General features: G+C 59.4%; 12 protein-coding genes and 1 pseudogene. 4 read left to right on the forward strand and 9 right to left on the reverse strand.

What is annotated here, in order from left to right; all coding sequences use genetic code 11:
* Positions 1 to 197 precede the first annotated feature (197 nt).
* The gene (locus tag B5V00_RS01945) at positions 198 to 1,010 is read right to left on the reverse strand and encodes a ZIP family metal transporter (RefSeq protein WP_085008989.1); all 813 of its coding nucleotides are present in this window, start codon (positions 1,008 to 1,010) and stop codon (positions 198 to 200) included.
* A gap of 76 nt (positions 1,011 to 1,086) precedes the next feature.
* Here B5V00_RS01945 and B5V00_RS01950 point away from each other — a divergent pair, with 76 nt between their 5' ends.
* Positions 1,087 to 1,815 carry a UDP-2,3-diacylglucosamine diphosphatase gene (locus B5V00_RS01950; protein WP_085008991.1) on the forward strand — a complete coding sequence of 243 codons (729 nt, stop codon included), beginning with the start codon at positions 1,087 to 1,089 and terminating at the stop codon, positions 1,813 to 1,815.
* Here the strand turns inward: B5V00_RS01950 and B5V00_RS01955 are convergent.
* The 4 genes from B5V00_RS01955 to pfkA form a co-directional block, all read right to left on the reverse strand.
* On the reverse strand, positions 1,785 to 3,125 hold the full coding sequence (locus B5V00_RS01955; protein ID WP_085008993.1) for a YhjD/YihY/BrkB family envelope integrity protein: 1,341 nt from the start codon (positions 3,123 to 3,125) through the stop codon (positions 1,785 to 1,787). The genes B5V00_RS01950 and B5V00_RS01955 overlap by 31 nt on opposite strands.
* Before the next feature lie 243 nt (positions 3,126 to 3,368).
* Positions 3,369 to 3,815, reverse strand: coding sequence for a Crp/Fnr family transcriptional regulator (locus tag B5V00_RS01960; protein ID WP_172399580.1), 447 nt, complete (start codon positions 3,813 to 3,815; stop codon positions 3,369 to 3,371).
* Positions 3,815 to 3,997 (reverse strand): hypothetical protein, encoded by a 183-nt coding sequence (locus tag B5V00_RS01965; protein ID WP_085008997.1) that lies wholly within the window; start codon positions 3,995 to 3,997, stop codon positions 3,815 to 3,817. Before B5V00_RS01965 ends, B5V00_RS01960 begins: the two co-directional genes overlap by 1 nt.
* 118 nt (positions 3,998 to 4,115) lie before the next feature.
* Positions 4,116 to 5,075, reverse strand: a complete 960-nt coding sequence (gene pfkA / locus B5V00_RS01970; protein ID WP_085008999.1) for a 6-phosphofructokinase — start codon at positions 5,073 to 5,075, stop codon at positions 4,116 to 4,118.
* 188 nt (positions 5,076 to 5,263) lie between these two features.
* On the opposite strand from pfkA, the gene lon reads away from it, so the two are divergent.
* The 3 genes from lon to B5V00_RS01985 all read left to right on the forward strand — a co-directional run bounded on the left by lon (position 5,264) and on the right by B5V00_RS01985 (position 10,608).
* Entirely contained in the window at positions 5,264 to 7,633 is a 2,370-nt protein-coding gene (gene lon, locus B5V00_RS01975) for an endopeptidase La (protein ID WP_085009001.1), read from the forward strand.
* Between the two features lie 72 nt (positions 7,634 to 7,705).
* Positions 7,706 to 9,199: a M16 family metallopeptidase gene (locus B5V00_RS01980; RefSeq protein ID WP_085009003.1), complete on the forward strand. Its 1,494-nt coding sequence runs from the start codon at positions 7,706 to 7,708 to the stop codon at positions 9,197 to 9,199.
* On the forward strand, positions 9,196 to 10,608 hold the full coding sequence (locus tag B5V00_RS01985; protein WP_085009005.1) for a M16 family metallopeptidase: 1,413 nt from the start codon (positions 9,196 to 9,198) through the stop codon (positions 10,606 to 10,608). The genes B5V00_RS01980 and B5V00_RS01985 overlap by 4 nt, the downstream gene beginning before the upstream one ends.
* Positions 10,609 to 10,742: 134 nt before the next feature.
* Here the strand turns inward: B5V00_RS01985 and B5V00_RS01990 are convergent, their stop codons facing one another.
* The 4 genes and pseudogenes from B5V00_RS01990 to B5V00_RS02005 all read right to left on the reverse strand — a co-directional run bounded on the left by B5V00_RS01990 (position 10,743) and on the right by B5V00_RS02005 (position 17,946).
* The gene (locus B5V00_RS01990; protein WP_172399581.1) at positions 10,743 to 11,948 is read right to left on the reverse strand and encodes an EAL and HDOD domain-containing protein; all 1,206 of its coding nucleotides are present in this window, start codon (positions 11,946 to 11,948) and stop codon (positions 10,743 to 10,745) included.
* Positions 11,949 to 12,055: 107 nt separating this feature from the next.
* Positions 12,056 to 14,314 carry a carbamoyltransferase HypF gene (gene hypF, locus B5V00_RS01995; protein WP_085009009.1) on the reverse strand — a complete coding sequence of 753 codons (2,259 nt, stop codon included), beginning with the start codon at positions 14,312 to 14,314 and terminating at the stop codon, positions 12,056 to 12,058.
* 213 nt (positions 14,315 to 14,527) lie between these two features.
* Positions 14,528 to 16,273 (reverse strand): annotated as a pseudogene (locus B5V00_RS02000) (SLC13 family permease).
* A 284-nt stretch (positions 16,274 to 16,557) separates the two neighbouring features.
* Positions 16,558 to 17,946 carry a sigma-54-dependent transcriptional regulator gene (locus tag B5V00_RS02005; protein WP_085009360.1) on the reverse strand — a complete coding sequence of 463 codons (1,389 nt, stop codon included), beginning with the start codon at positions 17,944 to 17,946 and terminating at the stop codon, positions 16,558 to 16,560.
* Between the last annotated feature and the right edge of the window lie 33 nt (positions 17,947 to 17,979).

A 17,979-nucleotide genomic window follows, 5' to 3' on the forward strand; every position in this document is an offset into this window, starting at 1 on the left:
CTTGCTTCCCCCCTATTTCATAGGGGGGATTCCGATCAAGGTGGAAAACGACCGCTCCCCACCCCAACCGTTCCAGGAGCGAGGAGTTTTTCGTCAGATCAAGGCGGAGGGTCAATGCCCGCGGAGGCGTAGCGGCAGCTACGTCGCACAAGGGGATTGATCCTCCAACGCCGAGCTGGCGGAAAAGAACCGCTCCCCTACCCCAAAGCAACGTCGAGGACCATCATCACCGTAAACCCCAACATCGCCCCCAGCGTGGCGATATCGGTATTGTCCCCCTGCTGCGATTCGGGGATGACCTCCTCGACGACAACAAAAATCATCGCTCCGGCCGCGAAAGCCAGGGCAAACGGCAGCAAGGGTTCGGCATAAACAACCGTCGCCGCCCCGATAACACCGGCAACAATTTCAACCATGCCGGAAAGCTGCCCGGCCATGAAACTGCGATGAACCGAAATCCCCTCCCGGCGCAGGGGCACGGCAACCGCCAGCCCTTCAGGAAAATTCTGGATGCCGATGCCCAGTGCCAGGGCGATCGCCGAAGGCAGGCTGGCCGAATCGAACCCGGCTCCCACGGCACCGAAGGCCACCCCGACCGCCAGCCCTTCGGGAATATTATGCAGGGTGATGGCCAAGACCAGCAGAGTCACCCGGTGCAGCCGGGTGGGAACCCCCTCGGCCCGGCTGAGCGGGAAATTCATATGCAGGTGCGGCATGAAACGATCAACCAGGCGCAGGAACCCGCCTCCGGCCAGAAACCCGACCGCCGGCGGCAACCAGGGCGGCCATCCCTGTTGCTCAGACATCTCGATGGCCGGCGCCAGCAGCGACCAGTAGCTGGCGGCGATCATCACCCCGGCGGCAAAACCGAGCATGCTGTCAAGCATTTTGCGTGTGGGCGCCCGATGAACATAGACCACCCCGGCGCCGAGGGCCGTCATCGCCCAGGTAAACAGGGTGGCCAGAAAGGCCTGGGTGACGGGATGAAATCCGGCAATAAATTCAAGCATCGGCAGCTATGGTTCTTTCCGTGTTATTTTGGGTGTTTACTTGACTTAATTGAGTCCAGTTTCTATAGTCCCCGGCATGAAAGACCTGTTTCTCGCCGATGCCCACCTGCTCGAACCGAGCGACGCCAACTACCAGCGGTTGCTGAGTTTTCTCCAGACGCAACTGGGACAGGTGCGGACCTTGGTCCTGCTCGGCGATATCTTCGAATTCTGGGTCGGCTACCGACACGTGGTCTTTTCCCGCTACCTGCCGCTGCTGGAACTGCTGCACCGCTTTCATCAGTCCGGCACCGACATTATCTTTGTCGAGGGAAACCACGACTTCCATCTCGGCGCCTTTTTCCGCGACACCCTCGGTTGCCGAATTCTCCCCGATGGAGGGGACATCGAACTGGACGGCGTGCGCTTCCACCTCGCCCACGGGGACCTGATCAACCCGGAGGATAAAGGCTATCGCCGGCTGCGGGCCTTCTTCCGCAGCGGGCTGGTGCAGTTCCTGATCAGGGTGATACCGCCGGATCTGACCTGGGCCATCGGCCGCGCCCTGGGACGCCAGAGTGAAAAGAGCCACGACCGCAAACGCGCCTTTGATCCGACCGCGCTGCTCACGGCCTATGCCGAAAAGCAGCTGACCGGGCCGACCCGCTATGTTGTCACCGGCCATTTTCATGTCCCGTTCCAGAAAGAGCTTGAACAAGGGACACTGGTCGCCCTCGGCGACTGGATCAGCCAGAACTCCTACGCCGTCTGGGAAAACGGCTCCTTAAGCCTTCATCAGGTTGACTCAGACACCGTTTCCTGCTGATAACGTCCAACCAGGTCGGCCAGGGTCAGACCGTCCAGCGCCTCGCTGCCGACCCGATAGAGGCGGTCGGCGATCTCGCCGACGATCCGCTCGTCATGACTCTCACGTGCCTGCTTGACCGGTGCGCCATTTCCTTCGATGGTTTTAAGCAGTTCGAAAACCGGCAGCGCACTGAGCGCGCGGGCCGGCTGATACCCGCTCACATCCTCGCCGATACTCACCTCAGAGAGCAGTCGCAGACGGACCAGGTCATTGACGATGCTGCGGGTCAGACGCGGCGCCAGCGACAGTTGCCCCGCGATCTCACCCAGGTCCGGGGGCGCTTCCCCCTTCTGGAAACGGTCACCGACAATCAGCATGATCCGCAGGGCAAGCAACTCGCGGTTGGCGAAACTTTCCTCTCCTCCGGCCTGCTCCTGGCGCAGATAACGCAGGTTCTGCCAGGCATAGCTGACCTCAAGTCCAAGCAACACGATCAGCCAGGAAATATAGAGCCAGACCATGAAGATCGGCAGGGCCGCCATGGTGCCGTAGATGGCATTGTAACGCGCCACACCGACCTGGAAATTGACATACCCCCACTGGGTCAATTGCCACAGGGTGCCGCCGACCAGTCCGCCGACCATGGCCGCCCGCAGCGAAACCTTGATATTCGGCATGAAAATGTAGAGGAAGGCGAAGGCGGCCCACATGGCAAAATAGGGAAGCACGTTGAAGAGAAAGATCACCAGGGTGCCGACATAGGCCATCTGCTTGAGCTGCAGAACAAACCCCTGGGCTTCGAGGGTGGCGGTCATGGTGATCGCCAGCACCAGAAAGATCGGGCCGAGAATAACAACCGAGAAATAATCGGAAAAACGGCGCATCAGCGAACGGGTCTCGCGCACGTACCAGATCGAGTTGAAACTGTCCTCGATATTCGACAGCAGGGTCAGCACGGTCAACACCAGGAAAACCAGGCCGAAGGTGCCGAGTCGACCGACATTGGTATTGTTGATGTACTCGATGATCTTGGAAAGAGCCTGTTCCGAACCGACCGCAATATGTTCAAGCAGAACCGGCTCCAGCCGATTCTGCACCCCCAGGCCCTTGAGAACGGCAAACATCAGCGCCAGCATGGGAATGAAAGAAAGCAGGCTGGTATAGGTCAGCGCCGAGGCACGCAGCAGGCAGCGGTCGGCGATGAAATCATGGCCGACCCGCGCCGCGACCTGGCCGAGACGAAGCAGAAACCGTTGCCCGAAACTCAATTCTTCAGGCTTGATCCGCCAGATCCCGGTTTTGAAAAAATCCCGGATGGTTTCAATCAAGAAAGGAACCCTCCCCTGTCAACAACGATAGCCTCTGCATCATTAGAACATATCCAACGAAAAATGCAATGTAAGGTCGGGGGGTTAGGACAGAGGATCGGGAAAAGTCAACTCCCCGGGCTGAGCAAAAATGTCCAGATGCTAGGCGTCCGCGCCCTCGCGGAATAAGGCGTACCGGAAGGTACGTCGTTGACGCGGGGGAAGGACAACAACGCAGATGGGCGTTTTGGCTCGGCCGTGTCCCTAGAAGATGGCGGCCAGGCGGCCGGCCATATGCCGCATCCGGGTTGACATGATGAGCATCATGCTCTTGAGCAGTTTCATGCCGAGGATCGGTTGTTCTTCAAGCAGGCGGTCGAAATCATCGGCCGCGATGCAGAGCAGAGCGGAATCCTGCATCGCCAGGACAGTGGCTCCGACCGGGCGACGATCCAGGATGGCGGCATCACCGACGATGGAACCATCACTGATCACGCCGATAATGACCTGTTTGCCCTTGAACTCGGTTTCCTTGCGCGCTTCGAGTTTTCCGGAAACGACAAAAGCAATAAACTCACTCGGCTCTCCTTCCCGCCACAAGATCTCTCCTTTGGGCAGATGCCGAAACCGGAAATAACTCATCAGCTGCGCCATGTCATCTTCGGCGAGATAGTAGAAGAGATCAGAAATGCGGTCAGCGGGTGAGGTCATCATCCCTCCGGGAGATTGTCCTGCAAGTTGCCGGATTGTTCCACGACCGAGCTCGACAACTCGCCGTCGGCAGGGGCCTCCTCAGGGTGGGCTTTTTCAAGATATCGGAGGAGCGGACGCATAAAGACCATCAGCAGAACAAACAGCAGAACTGAAAACAAGGCATCGAAACCGGTGGACATGAACCCCTCCTTTCAACAATCTGACGAACCCGGGCGTCACGGGTGAAAAACATTCATCTCCTTGTTACGCTTATCGGTTCAAAGTGCTGAATTCTTAAGCTGAAAACCTGAATCCGTTTCAACTGAGCTTATGCGCCAACGTGACCATCAGCTGGTCGATCGGCCGAATCCCGGCCTGCAGGACCTGTTCGAAGTCGGTCAGAGCAATGTCAGAGCAGCTCAGACCGACCATTTTCCCGGATTCACCGGCCAACAGCGATTCCACCGCGGCAAGTCCGAAACGGGCCGCCAGCAGGCGGTCGAAAGCCGACGGCGATCCACCGCGCTGGTAATGCCCGAGCACCATGACCCGGGTTTCAAAACCTATCCGTCCCCGGATCTGCGCGGCAATATCGTGGGCGGTGCCGGCTCCTTCAGCGACCATGATGATGGCATTGATGCGTCCCTCCTGATAGCGTTGCCGCAAATTGCCGCAGATCGCTTCAAGGTCATAGGGCCGCTCCGGAATAATGGCGAATTCGGCACCGACCGCCACCGCCGAAACCAGGGCCAGGTAGCCGCTGTCGCGCCCCATGCACTCGACCACAAAGGTCCGATCATGACTTGAGGCGGTATCCTTCAGACAGTCGACGGCGTAGAGGATATTGTTCAGCGCGGTATCGACACCGAGGGACATATCGGTGAACGACAGGTCGTTGTCGATGGAAGCCGGGATACCGATCACCTGCGTTCCCCGCTCCGCCAGGGCCTGCGCCCCGCGCAACGATCCGCCGCCACCGATCACCACCAGCCCCTCAACACCGAGCCCGGTCAGGGTGTCGGCCGCCAGAGTCTGTCCGGCCGCGGTCAGCATCTCCTTGCAGCGGGCACTCTGCAGGATGGTCCCACCCCGCTGCAGGATGTTGCTGACCGAACGATTCTGCATGATCTCGTACTGACGATCGATCAGTCCCCTGAACCCGCGATGAATGCCGACCACCTCGATCCCCTCGTTCATGGCGGTGCGTACCACGGCCCGCAGAGCCGCGTTCATTCCGGAGCAATCTCCGCCGCTGGTCAATACCGCAATTCGTTTCATGGCCAAGTCTCTTCCCCGGAAATGACATCCATCAGGCTAACCGCTTGAACAAATTGAGTTAACCACACTCCGGACAATTGTCAAAAGAACGCCTTGACCGCGTTCCGGTCACTGTTATCCTTTTCCTGTTGGAACAACTCCTTTAACCGGGAACTGCCCACCGGGGCGGTTAACCGAAGGGACGACCCATGACCGACCTGCAACCTCTGCCGACAGTGCTGGCGGTTTTCCCGATGCGCGATCAGGTCATGTTCCCACACATGGTCATGCCCCTCTACATCGATGCCGCCAGGATCGGTGTGATCGAAACCGCGTTGCGGGATAACAATCTGCTGGTGCTGGCCACCAGTTTCAGCCAAACCGAGCCGCCCGCCTTTGATGATCTGGCAAAAATCGCCACCATCTGCCGCATCAGCCAGGTGATTCGCAGTCCCGAAGGCGGATGCAAGGTGACCGCCGAAGGCCTGCGGCGTGTCTATCTCTCCTCCTGTGTCGCCCAGCAACCACAGATGCTGGCCCGCATCCGCCTGGTCGAAGAGGAAGAAACCGGCGGCCTGGTCACCGAGACACTGGTGCAGAGTGTCAACGCATTGCTGAAAATCGCCCTTGCCGCCGGACGTCCGCTGCCCGGCGACGTGATGAAAATGATCGACCAGATCGGTGACGCCGGGCGTCTGGCCGACCTGGTGACGGTCTATCTCAACCTCGACATCGCTTCCCAACAGCGACTGCTGGAGATTCTCGACCCCCTCGACCGCCTCAAGGAAGTCTACCTGCGGCTGACCACCGAAGTCCAACGGCTCCAGGTCAGGGGCGATATCCAGACCGAGGTGACCCGCAACCTGAGTAAAACCCAGAAGGAATATTTTCTGCGTGAACAGATGAAGCAGATCCGCAAGGAACTCGGCGACCAGGATCCGAGGCAGGACGATCTCGACAACCTGCGGCAGAAAATTGATCCGCGGAAGATGCCGCCCGAGGTCCACGCCACAGCCCGTAGAGAATTCAAGCGCCTTGAAAACATCAACCCCTCGTCACCGGAATACACCGTCGCCCGCACCTACCTCGAATTCCTCTGCGACATGCCCTGGAAACACGCGTCACACGACAACCTCGACCTCGACCACGCCGAGACGGTTCTCAACCGGGACCATCACGACCTGAAGGATGTCAAGGAGAGGATTCTTGAATATCTCGCCGTGCGTTCGCTGAAGAGCGACAGTCGCGGGGCAATTCTCTGTTTCGTCGGACCACCCGGCGTCGGCAAAACCTCCCTCGGACGTTCCATTGCCCGGGCGATGGAACGCAAATTCATCCGCCTGTCCCTCGGCGGATTGAAGGATGAAGCGGAAATCCGCGGCCATCGCCGTACCTATATCGGCGCCCTTCCCGGCCGGATCATCCAGGAAATCCGCCGGGCCGGAGTCAACAACCCGGTCTTTATGCTCGACGAAATCGACAAGATCGGCCAGGATTTCCGCGGTGATCCCGCCTCAGCCCTGCTCGAAGTGCTCGACCCGGAGCAGAACAACAGCTTCAATGACCATTATCTCGATGTCCCCTTCGACCTGTCGCGGGTGATGTTCATCACCACCGCCAATATCATGGACCCGGTGCCGAGCCCCCTGAGGGACCGGATGGAGGTCATCAACCTGGCCGGCTACAGTTACGAGGAAAAACTGCAGATTGCCGTTGACTACCTGGTACCCAAACAGAAAGAGGAGAATGGCCTGGCCGAACAACCACTGACCTTCACCCGCCAGGCGCTGCTGCAGATTATCAAGGATTATACCCGCGAAGCCGGCGTGCGCGGACTGGAACGAAAGATTGCCGCGATCTGCCGCAAGCTGGCGCACGATCTGGCCCGGAAGAAAAAAACCATGGACCGGATCGATTCCGAACAGGTCCGCCGACTGCTGGGGGCCCGCAGCTATTTTACCGACGTCGCTGGCGAAGAGGACCGGGTCGGCGTCGTCACCGGCCTTGCCTGGACCGAACATGGCGGCGACATCATCTTCGTCGAAGCGGCGATCATGAAGGGTGAAAAGGGTTTTACCCTGACCGGAAATCTCGGTGAAGTGATGCAGGAATCGGCGCAGACCGCCCTCTCCTTTGTGCGTGAACATGCCGCCCGTTTCAGCATCGAAGAGGATTTTTTCAGCTGTCATGATCTGCATATCCATGTTCCGGCCGGCGCCATCCCCAAGGACGGTCCCTCCGCCGGAGTGACCATGGCCGCGGCACTGATTTCACTGCTCACCGGCCGAGCGGCCCGCCGCGACGTCGCCATGACCGGTGAACTGACCCTCTCCGGCCGCATCCTGCCGGTCGGCGGGGTCAAGGAAAAACTGCTGGCCGCGCGGCGGGCCGGGGTTCGAACAGTGCTGTTTCCCGCCCGCAATGCCGAGCAATTGGCCGAACTCGAACCGGGCGATACCGAAGGCGTCCGTGTTTCCCTGATCGAATCAATGTTCGATGTCACCCGCGAAGCCCTCTGCGGCACCGGCCGACCCTGCTCCGGCGACCAGCCTCCCACCGCGACACCTCCGCCGGGATAGTCGACGACAAGCCGGCAATCCTATATACTGGCCCGAAATCCCACCCACACCAACATACTGGAGAACAGACCCATGCTGCGTTCAACCCTGTTGCGGCTCTCCACCGCCTTTTTCATCCTGTTTCTCTGCAGCCCGAGCCGGGCTGCCACCCTTGAAGACAAGGTTCGTGAACATCAATTTGCCAACGGTCTGCGACTGCTGGTTGTCGAACGTCACGCATCACCAACCTTTGCCGCCTACCTGACCATCGGTGTCGGGGCGGTGGATGAAAACAGCGAAACCCGCGGAGTGGCTCACCTGCTTGAACACATGCTCTTCAAAGGCACCAAGACCCTGGGCACCACCGACTATGCCGCCGAGAAACCGCTGCTGGACAAGATCACCGAGGTTGGGGGGGAAATTGACCGAATGAAAAATGATCCCGGCGCTGACCGGAAACGGTTGAAGGCCCTGCGCGAACAACTCGCCGAGTTGCAGAAACAACACCGCCGGTTCGTGGTCAAGGACGAGTTCTCACGTATCTACGCTGAAAATGGCGGCACCGGCTACAACGCCTTCACCACCAAGGATTCCACCACCTACCTCATCTCCCTGCCGAGCAACAAGCTTGAACTCTGGGCACTGATTGAATCGGACCGGATGAAAAATGCCGTGCTGCGGGAATTCTATACCGAACGGGATGTCATCCAGGAAGAACGGCGGCGTTCCTATGAAAGCAATCCCGGCGGCATGCTTTACGAAACCCTGATCGCCAACGCCTACACCGTACACCCCTACCGCAACCCGATCATCGGCTGGCACACGGATATCGCCAACCTGACGCTGGCCGAGACCAGGGAGTTTCATCGTCGCTACTATGCGCCGATCAATACCGTTATCGCCCTGGTCGGGGATATTGACTTTGACCGGGCCGTGGCCATGGTTGAACGTTATTTCGGCGACATCCCGCCGGGAACACCGGTCCCCCCCCTGGCGGTGGTGGAACCACCGCAAAAAGGGGAGAAGCGGATCCATATCGACTTTGACGCCCAACCGCAGATGGCCATCGCCTACCATAAACCGACCATGCCGGCGCGCGAAGACTATGTCTTCGACCTGATCGACCTGATCCTCAGCGGCGGCCCCACCTCGCGCCTCTACAAGTCGCTGGTCCAGAAGCAGCAGCTGGCAACCAGTATTTCGACCTACGGCGCCCCCGGAGCGCGCTATGCCAACCTGTTCGTCATCAGCGCCGCACCGCGCTATCCCCACACCCTGAAGGAGGTTGAACAGGCCATCTACACGGAACTGGAACGTCTCGCCCGGGAACCGGTCAGTGAAACCGAGTTGGCCAAGGCACGCAATCGACTGAAAGTCGACCACCTGCAGGGGATGCAGTCCAACAACGGCCTGGCCCGGTCTCTGACCTATTTCCAGACCGTCGCCCACGACTGGCGCTACCTGGCCCGTTATCAGCAGGTTATTTCCAGCATCACCGCCAGTGAAATCATGCAGGTCGCAAAAACTTATCTGACGGCGGATAATCGCACTGTCGTCACCCTCAGCAAGGAGGAAACGCAACCATGAACCGGCTTCGTTATCTGCTTCCCATCGCCTGCCTGTTGCTGGTTGCCTGCCAACCCCCGGCCCCTCGCAACCCGCGTCCCGAACAGCTCCATTACCCGCCGCTCACTTTCCGGGTGCCCGCGGTCGAACGACTCGATCTGCCCAATGGCATACGACTCTACCTGCAGGAAGATCACGAGCTGCCGCTGGTCGAAGTCAGCGCCATGCTGCCGGCCGGATCGATTGCCGACCCGGAAGGCAAAACCGGTCTGGCAGACCTCTATGCCACCGTGTTGCGCAGCGGTGGCGCCGGCGATTATTCCCCCGATGCTTTTGATGAACTGCTGGCCGAACGGGCCATCGACCTCTCCACCTCCTCGGGAAGCTACACGCTCAACCTCGGCCTGTCGCTGCAGAGCAAGGACCTGATGGTCGGATTGCAGGCGCTGAGCGACATGCTGCGCCATCCCCGGTTCGACCCGCAACGGCTCGAACTGGCCCGCCGCCAGGCCCTGGAAGCTATCCGGCGGCGCAATGACAACCCCGGCTCGATCGCCCGTCGGACCCTGAGACAGGCGCTCTATCCGGGACACCCCCTCGGCCGGGTCGAAACCAGGGCCAGCCTGTCGGCCATCAGCCGGGAGGACCTGCTCGCCTTCCATCGCCGTTTCGCCCATCCGCAGGGTCTCTGGCTGGGGATCACCGGGGATTTCGATCGCGAGCAACTGCTGGCGGATCTGCGACAACTGTTCGGCGACTGGAACGGTGACGCCGCCCGGCGTCCCGTTCCCCCGGTCACTGCAAAACCGGAAGCGGCACTCTGGCTGGCGGACAAACCGATTCCGCAGACCACCATCCTGTTCGGTGAACTCGGCATCGACAAGGACAACCCGGATCTCTATGCGGTGCGGGTCATGAACTATATTCTCGGCGGCGGCGGCTTCAACAGCCGGTTGATGCGCGAGGTACGCTCCAACCGCGGGCTGGCCTACTCGGTCTATTCCTATTTCCAGATCGGCAGGCTGCTACCCGGCCAGTTCATTGCCGGCTGCGAAACCAAGAGCGGCACCACCATGCAGGTGATCAGACTGATGCGGGAGCAGATGCGGCTGATGCGGGAAAAAGAGGTCAGCGCCGAGGAATTGCGACTGGCCAAGGAGAGCCTGATCAATTCTTTCGTCTTCGCCTTTGAAGACATTCATGACGTGGTGGCACAACAGATGCGGCTTGACTTCTACGGTTACCCGTCCGACTACCTGGCCGGCTACCGGGATCGAATCGCCGCCGTCACTGTCAAGGATGTCAAACGCGTAGCCCGCCGTTACCTGCATCCCGACAAACAGCAACTGGTGCTGGTGGGCAATGTGAAAGACTTCGACGGCAAACCGGGAAGTCTCGGGCTGCCGGTACGGGAGATTCCGGAGGACTAGTTTTACAGTTACATAGCTACGGCTATGCAACTGAAAGTACGCCTTGCCGGCTCGCCAAATCCCGGCGCAATCTTACGAAGTTTTATGGGGTACAGGGTACCAGGAGACTGAACGCTTGAACTTTCGGAAAAAACTTACCCGGCCACTTCGCCGATGGTTTCCTCGGCCCAGGCAATCGCCCTCAGGTAGGCCTGGGACACCGTGTCACCCGGATAAGGGGCATCGTCGACCGCATCCCACTCACCCCGTTCATAGGCCAGCACGCAGGCCAGCGCCTCGCCCGGGCTGCCGGCGTAACCGAGCAGCGCCAGCTTGATCCCCTCGGCCAGGGGAAGATCCTGCAGGATGTCACCAATCGGCAGATCAAGCAGCGCCTCCAGAGTTGAGAACAGTCCGACCATGAAAAACATGCCGTGATCCGACTCTCCACTCTCACGTCCCAGCAGCTCACACATCTTGCCGCGCACCAGCGACGTTTTCAGCAGTTCGACCGGTTTTTCATCGATGCGCGCCAGCAGGATCACGCTTGCCCAGACCCGCAGGTTGTCCAGGCCGAGATAACTGACGGCATGACGGATCGAATCAATTTTACTGACCAGTCCGAACTGAACCGAATTGAGATAACGCAACAGCCGATAGCTCAGAGATACATCCTGGGCAATGATTTTTTCCAGTTCTTCGATGGTGACATCCGGAGACTGCAGTTGCGACAGCAGGCGGATGGTCGAGAGCCTGCTGGCCGGCAGCCTGCGCCCCTTGACGATTTCCGGCCGACAGAAGAAGAATCCCTGGAAATGATCGATGCCGAGCTCCCGGCAGGCAACATACTCCTGCTGGGATTCAACGCAGTGGGCCAACAGCTTCGCCTCACACCCGCCGAGATGGCCCATCAACTCAGGGATCTTCTCCAGTCCCAGTTCCTGCAGATTCAACTTGATGTAGTCGACCAGGTCGACAAGCGGTACACGCGGATCAGAGAAACCGAAGTTGTCGAGGGCAAAACGGCAGCCGCGTCTGCGCAGATCGGCGACAGCGGCGACAACTTCTGCATCAGGTTCAAGATAGGCGGGAAGCTCAAGAACAACCTTCTCGTAAGGATAGGGAAAGGATTCCCGATCAAGCAGCAGGTTGCGGGTGAAGTTGATAAAAGCCGGTTTTTCCCCGACCAGGTGACCGAGACCGATTTCCATGAAGGCGTTGCGCAGCACCGTCGATGTCGCCCGGTCACGATCATGAACATCGGCACGGTTTTCCTCACCGGAACGAAACAGCAGCTCGTAGCCTTCAACCTGAAGACGACGGTTGTAAATCGGCTGACGGGCGATATAGACGTTGGTCATGATAGTCCTCGGCATAAATACAACATTCAGCACCAAGACATGCGCAGTACGTACAGGCTTCTCTTCGACCGGAGATATTGAATTCTTAACAGGAATACCTGGATTGATCAAAGCCCGGCCGCGGCGATAACCGCCTGGCCGAGAGCGAGACCGCCGTCATTGGGGGGAACCAGGGAATGGCGGTGGAGGTTGAAGCCCTCGGCGACCAGCAGATCAGAGACCGCCTCGGTCAGGTAGCGATTCTGAAAAACCCCGCCGGAAAGAACCACGAGGTCCAGCCCGGTCCGCTTCCGCAGCAACCGGCAGACCTCGAGAACCCCATGGGCCAGGCCGTCATGGAAACGACGACTGATGACGCCGACCGGCACCTGGTCTGCCAGATCCTCCAGGATGGCGACCAGCATCGGCTGCCAATCGAGCAGCAGCGTCTCCTCATCGGCAACCACCGGGCAGGGGTAAGGCTCCGCGGCTCCCGGCGTAATCGCCATCTCCAGTTCCAGGGCCGCCTGCCCCTCGTAACTGACGTTGAGACGCAGCCCGCAGAGGGCGGCGACAGCATCGAACAGCCGACCGCAGCTGCTGGTGACCGGCGCGTTGATGCCCCGCTGCCACATCTGCCGCAGCAGTTTGACATCCGCTGCGGGCAGGTGTCCAAGCCAATTAATCCCGGCAACATCGATCCCGGCGTCCCAGAGACAGGACAGGGCCATGCGCCAGGGTTCCCGGGTGGCGGCATCACCACCCGGCATCCGCATGGTCCGCAGATGCCCTGAGCGCTCGAAGCCGTTGGCGTCGCCGACCAGGAACTCCCCCCCCCAGACGGTCCCGTCGCTGCCGAGACCGATACCGTCGAAAATCACCCCGATAGCCGGTCCGGAAAGATGATTTTCAGCCAGGCAGCTGGCCAGATGGGCATGGTGGTGCTGAACTGCGACCCGCGGCAGGTCCGGGAAGCTCTCGGCGAAGCGGGTCGAGACATAATCGGGATGCAGGTCATGGGCGATGACCGCGGGTTCGACCTCCAGCAGCCGCTGAAAATGAGCCACGCCATCCCGCAGCGCATCAGCAACCGCAAGTTTTTTTAAATCACCGATGTGCGGACCGAGGTAGGCGCGGTCAGCGCGAGTCAGGCAGAAGGTATTTTTCAGCTCCGCCCCGACCGCCAGAATCGGCACGGTTGCGCGTCCAAGCGGCAGCGAACGCGGCACATAACCACGTGCCCGACGAATCAGCAGGGCTTCATCAGCCATCACCCGGGCGATGGAATCATCGCAGCGGTTCTGTATGCGCCGATTATGCAGCAGGAAAACATCGGCGATCTCAGCCAGCTGTCCGCAGATATCCTCGTTGCGATAACAGATCGGCTCATCGGAGAGATTGGCGCTGGTCATCACCAGGGACTCGAAAGCTTCAAGCAACAGATAATGAAGCGGCGTGTAAGCGAGCATCACTCCGAAATAACGATTCCGTGGTGCGACCTCTTCCGCGATGCCGTTCGGCAGCCTTTTTTCCAGCAATACGATCGGCCGCTCCGGACCTTCCAGCAGGCGCCGTTCTTTTTCGCCGACACGGGCGATGCCGCGAACCCGGTCCAGGTCGGCGCACATCAGGGCAAAGGGTTTCTCATCGCGGATCTTGCGTCGTCTCAGTTCGGCAACCGCCTCCCCGTTGCCGGCATCAACCGCCAGGTGGCAGCCGCCGAGCCCCTTGACGGCGACAATCCTGCCCTCTTTGAGCAGGGAAACGGCCCGCGCCAGCGGCTCACCGTCAACAGACTCTCCCGCGGCATCGACCAGACTGAGACGCGGACCACACTCGGGGCAGGCGTTCGGCTGAGCGTGAAAGCGGCGCGAAGATGGATCCTCGTATTCGGCCCGACAGGCCGGACACATGGGAAAATCGACCATGGTGGTCAGCGGCCGGTCATAAGGAATACCGGTGACGATGGAATAACGCGGTCCGCAGTTGGTGCAGTTGATGAAGGGATAGCGGTAGCGTCGGTCGTCGGGATTACGCATCTCCGCCAGACAGTCGGCACAGACGAAGGTGTCGGGCGAGATCTGCGCCCGGGACTCCGCCGCATCCGCAGACGCCCGGATAACGAACTCCGTCTCACCACCGGGGTCGATATCCCGCTGCGCAAACCGGCTGATGGTCGCCAGCGGCGGATAGTTGCCGCGCACCTCGGCACAGAAAGCCTCGACCCGCTCCCGCTCGCCCTCGGCCTCGATGGTCACCCCCCGCGAGTCGTTCAGCACCCACCCGGCGATCCCATGACGCATCGCGCACTGGTAGACAAAGGGCCGGAAACCGACCCCCTGGACAATTCCTTCGATCTCGATACGACGGCGGATGAAGTCGGGCATGCGAACTCCGGAAGCAGGAACGGGGTGCCCTTTAATTAACATCTCAAGGTGGATGGAAACAAGATTGTAGACGCAAAGAGATATTCAAATTCTTCGAAATTTAGGTTTTCACACACTATCACACAAAAAAAGGGCTTTGGGTGCGGAGGAGGATTGCACCCAAAGCCCGAAATGCCCACGGGGAATATGGGCAAAAAGCTTTAAAGACCCTATTTACCTGACCACCGCCTGCGCCCAGGCCGGCAACTGGTCGATCACCACGTCGAAACCGGGAATCACCAGCACGTAGGTCACCACCACGGTAACAATGATGCCGATAATGTTGAGGCCGAAGCCGCTGCGGGCCATCTTCGGGATGCTCACGTAGCCCGAACCGAAAACGATAGCGTTGGGAGGCGTGGCAACCGGCAGCATGAAGGCACAGGACGCGGCGATGGCCGCCGGAACCACCAGCAGCAGCGGATTCTGACCGAGGCCGACGGCCACAGCCGAGAGGATCGGCAGAACCATGGCGGTGGTCGCGGTGTTCGAGGTCAGTTCGGTGAGAAAGATGATCAGGGTCGCAGTAGCAACCACCAGCACCAATACCGGGGCTCCCTCAAGAAGACCGACCTGGCTGCCGATCCAATCGGCCAGTTTGGTCGCCTTGAATCCGGAAGCCATCGCGAGTCCGCCACCGAACAGCAGCAGTACGCCCCAGGGCATCTTGGTCGCCCAGTGCCAGTTCATAACGAACTCGTTGCGCTTGAAGTTGATCGGAATCAGAAACAGAGAGATGGCGCCAATCATGGCGATGGCGGCATCCGTAATCAATTTCGGCTCGGGAAATAGGAAACCGAGCTGCTTGCGGAAGATCCAGCCAAGGGCGGTAAGCAGGAAGACCAGCGCGGTCTAGCGCTCGCCGGCCGACATGGTGCCCATTTCCTGAAGTTCGGCGTCAATCAGGTCACGGCCGCCGGGAACCCGTTTCAGCTTCATCGGGTTGGCGATCCTGGTAAGCCAGAACCAGCAGGCAGGCAGCATCACGACAACCAGCGGAATACCGATCTTCATCCAACCGGCAAAGGTGATCTCGTAACCGTAGGCCTTCTGCAGGTAGCCGGCCAGCACGGTGTTCGGCGGGGTTCCGATCAGGGTGGCGATACCACCGATGGAAGCGGCATAGGCAATGCCGAGCATCAGATTGAGGCCGAAGGCGAACTGCTCCGGAGAGAAGTTGATTTCACGGTCAAGGCCTTCTTTCTTCCCCTCGGTGACAACGTGCTGGATGATCGCCAGACCGATCGGCATCATCATGACCGTGGTCGCGGTGTTGGAAACGAAGGCTGAGAGGACGGCGGTCGACGCCATGAAACCGAAGATCAACCGACCGGGAGAGAAACCCACCGCCTTGACGATGTTCATGGCGATGCGCCGATGCAGGTTCCAGCGTTGCATTGCCAGGGCAATGATGAAACCGCCCATGAAGAGGAAAATCAGGTGGCTGGCGTAGGGCGCGGTCGCTTTCTTGGTGTGCATGATACCGAGCAGCGGAAAGAGTGCGATCGGCAACAGGCTGGTCGCCGGGATCGGGATCGACTCGCACATCCACCAGGTAGCCATCAGCAGTGCCACCGCAGCCATCTTCTGGGCGGCGGGCTCCATGCCGGGCGGGGTCGGCACCAGCAGCATCAGCACGAACAGGAGCGGCCCCAGCAACAGGCCGATTTTTTGCCGGGTCGAGAACGCGGGCGGCTCCTCTTCGTGGACTCCGCCCGGATCGGTCCTGAGCCGGCGATGCTCAGCCGGGGCTTCTTCAAGCTCGTCGGCGAGATCGATCTCATCCTCCCGCGAGACCATACTGGACTGGTCCGGCCGCTCCCTCTGCAGTTTCTCCAATAACCCCATGGGCCTGAACAGGACCAGAGCCTTGGTCTCAGCATGCCAATCCCATAGTCGATTCCATACTGTCGTGATCATGGTTGAACTCTCCTTCCTTGAACATCGCGCAAAATAAAAATGGACAAACAGCTGCCCCCTGTGAGCAAAGCTGGTGCCAAAATCGTGAAGATCATTTCAGAGAAATTAAGGAACAGAGAATTCACCCTTAAAATTCACACAGTTAAAGAGATGTTGCGGAACCGGCAGGGAAGCAGACAGAAATTCACAGGATGAAAAGAGACAAAAAAAGCGGCCGAAATCGGCCGCTTTTTCATAATTTTACTCGTCCGGCCAGAGAGTCACTGGCCATTTTCCACCATTTTTCAGTCGTCCTCCCCGGTCAGACCATATTTTTCCAGTTTGTAGCGCAGAGTGCCGCGCGGCACATTGAGCAGGCGCGCGGTCTTGGCGACGTTGCCGCCGGTGATGCCGATGGCATTGCCGATCAACTCTTTCTCGATCTGGCAGATCATCTCTTCCAGCATGATCCCTTCCGGCGGGATTTCAAAAGAGAACGGCGATTCGGCGCGCGGAGCGTCCCCCCAGATTTCCGACGGCAGATGGTCGGGCTTGATGACCTCGACGTTATGCATGATACAGATCCGCTCGACCACGTTCTTCAACTCGCGCACATTGCCCGGCCAATGATAACGCATCAGCAGGTCAAGGGCCTCGCGGGAAACCTCGCGCATCCGCTTGTTGAAGGCGCGGGCGAACCGCTTGAGAAAGTAGTCGAGCAGTTGCGGGATATCTTCCCGACGCTCGCGCAACGGCGGAATGGTGATGGGAAAGACATTGAGCCGGTAATAGAGATCCTCGCGGAAGGCCTTATCGTCGATCGCCTGCTTGAGATTGCGGTTGGTCGCCGCCACCACCCGTACATCGATATCGATATTGCGGTTGCCGCCGAGGCGGCGGATCTTGCGGTCCTCAAGCACCCGCAGCAGCTTGACCTGCAGGTTCATATCCATCTCACCGATTTCATCAAGGAAGATGGTGCCGCCGTTGGCCTCTTCGAAGAGGCCGAGCTTACGGGTCTTGGCATCGGTAAAGGCGCCCCGTTCGTGGCCGAAAAGTTCCGTTTCAAGGAGGTTGAAGGGCAGCGAACCGCAGTTGATTTCCACAAAGGGGCGATCACGCCGCGGGGAGAGGTTGTGAATCGCCCGCGCCACCAGCTCTTTGCCGACCCCGCTCTCACCGGTGATCAGCACCATCGCCGTTTCATGCTTGGCGACTTCCCGCACCTGGCGGTAGACCTGCAGCAGCTGTTCGCTGGAACCGACCATGTCGGCACTGTCGAGCATATCCTTGCCGCCGCCGCGACGCAGCTGACGAACCTCGCGCCGCAGGTTCTGGGTTTCCAGGGCGAGACGGACGATGAGATGGATGGCGTCAGCCTTGAAAGGCTTCTTGATGTAGTCGTAGGCGCCGAGTTTCAGGGCTTCATCAGCACTCTCAACCGTGCCGTAACCGGTGATGATGATCACCAGCAGCTGCGGGTCAATCTGGTGCAGCTCACGCAGCACGTCAAGCCCGCTGCGGTTGCCGAGATTGAGATCGAGCAACACCAGGTCAACCTCTTCGGCCGAAACCATGCTGATGGCATCATCACCATTGGCGGCGGAAAAAGTACGATATCCGTCTTCAGCCAGAATTCGTTCCAGGTTTTCCCGAATAAAGGCTTCATCATCGACAATCAGGATTTTTTCCATCAGAACCACCATGAGGGAGAGGCCTGAATCAGC

This window comes from Geothermobacter hydrogeniphilus (assembly GCF_002093115.1).
In the GTDB taxonomy this organism is placed as follows: Bacteria; Desulfobacterota; Desulfuromonadia; order Desulfuromonadales; family Geothermobacteraceae; genus Geothermobacter_A; species Geothermobacter_A hydrogeniphilus.

Coding starts and splice junctions, on each gene's coding strand:
- B5V00_RS01945 (WP_085008989.1), bottom strand. CDS start 1,010: ATGCTTGAATTTATTGCCGGATTTCATCCCGTCACCCAGGCCTTTCTG.
- B5V00_RS01950 (WP_085008991.1), top strand. CDS start 1,087: ATGAAAGACCTGTTTCTCGCCGATGCCCACCTGCTCGAACCGAGCGAC.
- B5V00_RS01960 (WP_172399580.1), bottom strand. CDS start 3,815: ATGACCTCACCCGCTGACCGCATTTCTGATCTCTTCTACTATCTCGCC.
- B5V00_RS01965 (WP_085008997.1), bottom strand. CDS start 3,997: ATGTCCACCGGTTTCGATGCCTTGTTTTCAGTTCTGCTGTTTGTTCTG.
- pfkA (WP_085008999.1), bottom strand. CDS start 5,075: ATGAAACGAATTGCGGTATTGACCAGCGGCGGAGATTGCTCCGGAATG.
- lon (WP_085009001.1), top strand. CDS start 5,264: ATGACCGACCTGCAACCTCTGCCGACAGTGCTGGCGGTTTTCCCGATG.
- B5V00_RS01980 (WP_085009003.1), top strand. CDS start 7,706: ATGCTGCGTTCAACCCTGTTGCGGCTCTCCACCGCCTTTTTCATCCTG.
- B5V00_RS01985 (WP_085009005.1), top strand. CDS start 9,196: ATGAACCGGCTTCGTTATCTGCTTCCCATCGCCTGCCTGTTGCTGGTT.
- B5V00_RS01990 (WP_172399581.1), bottom strand. CDS start 11,948: ATGACCAACGTCTATATCGCCCGTCAGCCGATTTACAACCGTCGTCTT.
- hypF (WP_085009009.1), bottom strand. CDS start 14,314: ATGCCCGACTTCATCCGCCGTCGTATCGAGATCGAAGGAATTGTCCAG.
- B5V00_RS02005 (WP_085009360.1), bottom strand. CDS start 17,946: ATGGAAAAAATCCTGATTGTCGATGATGAAGCCTTTATTCGGGAAAAC.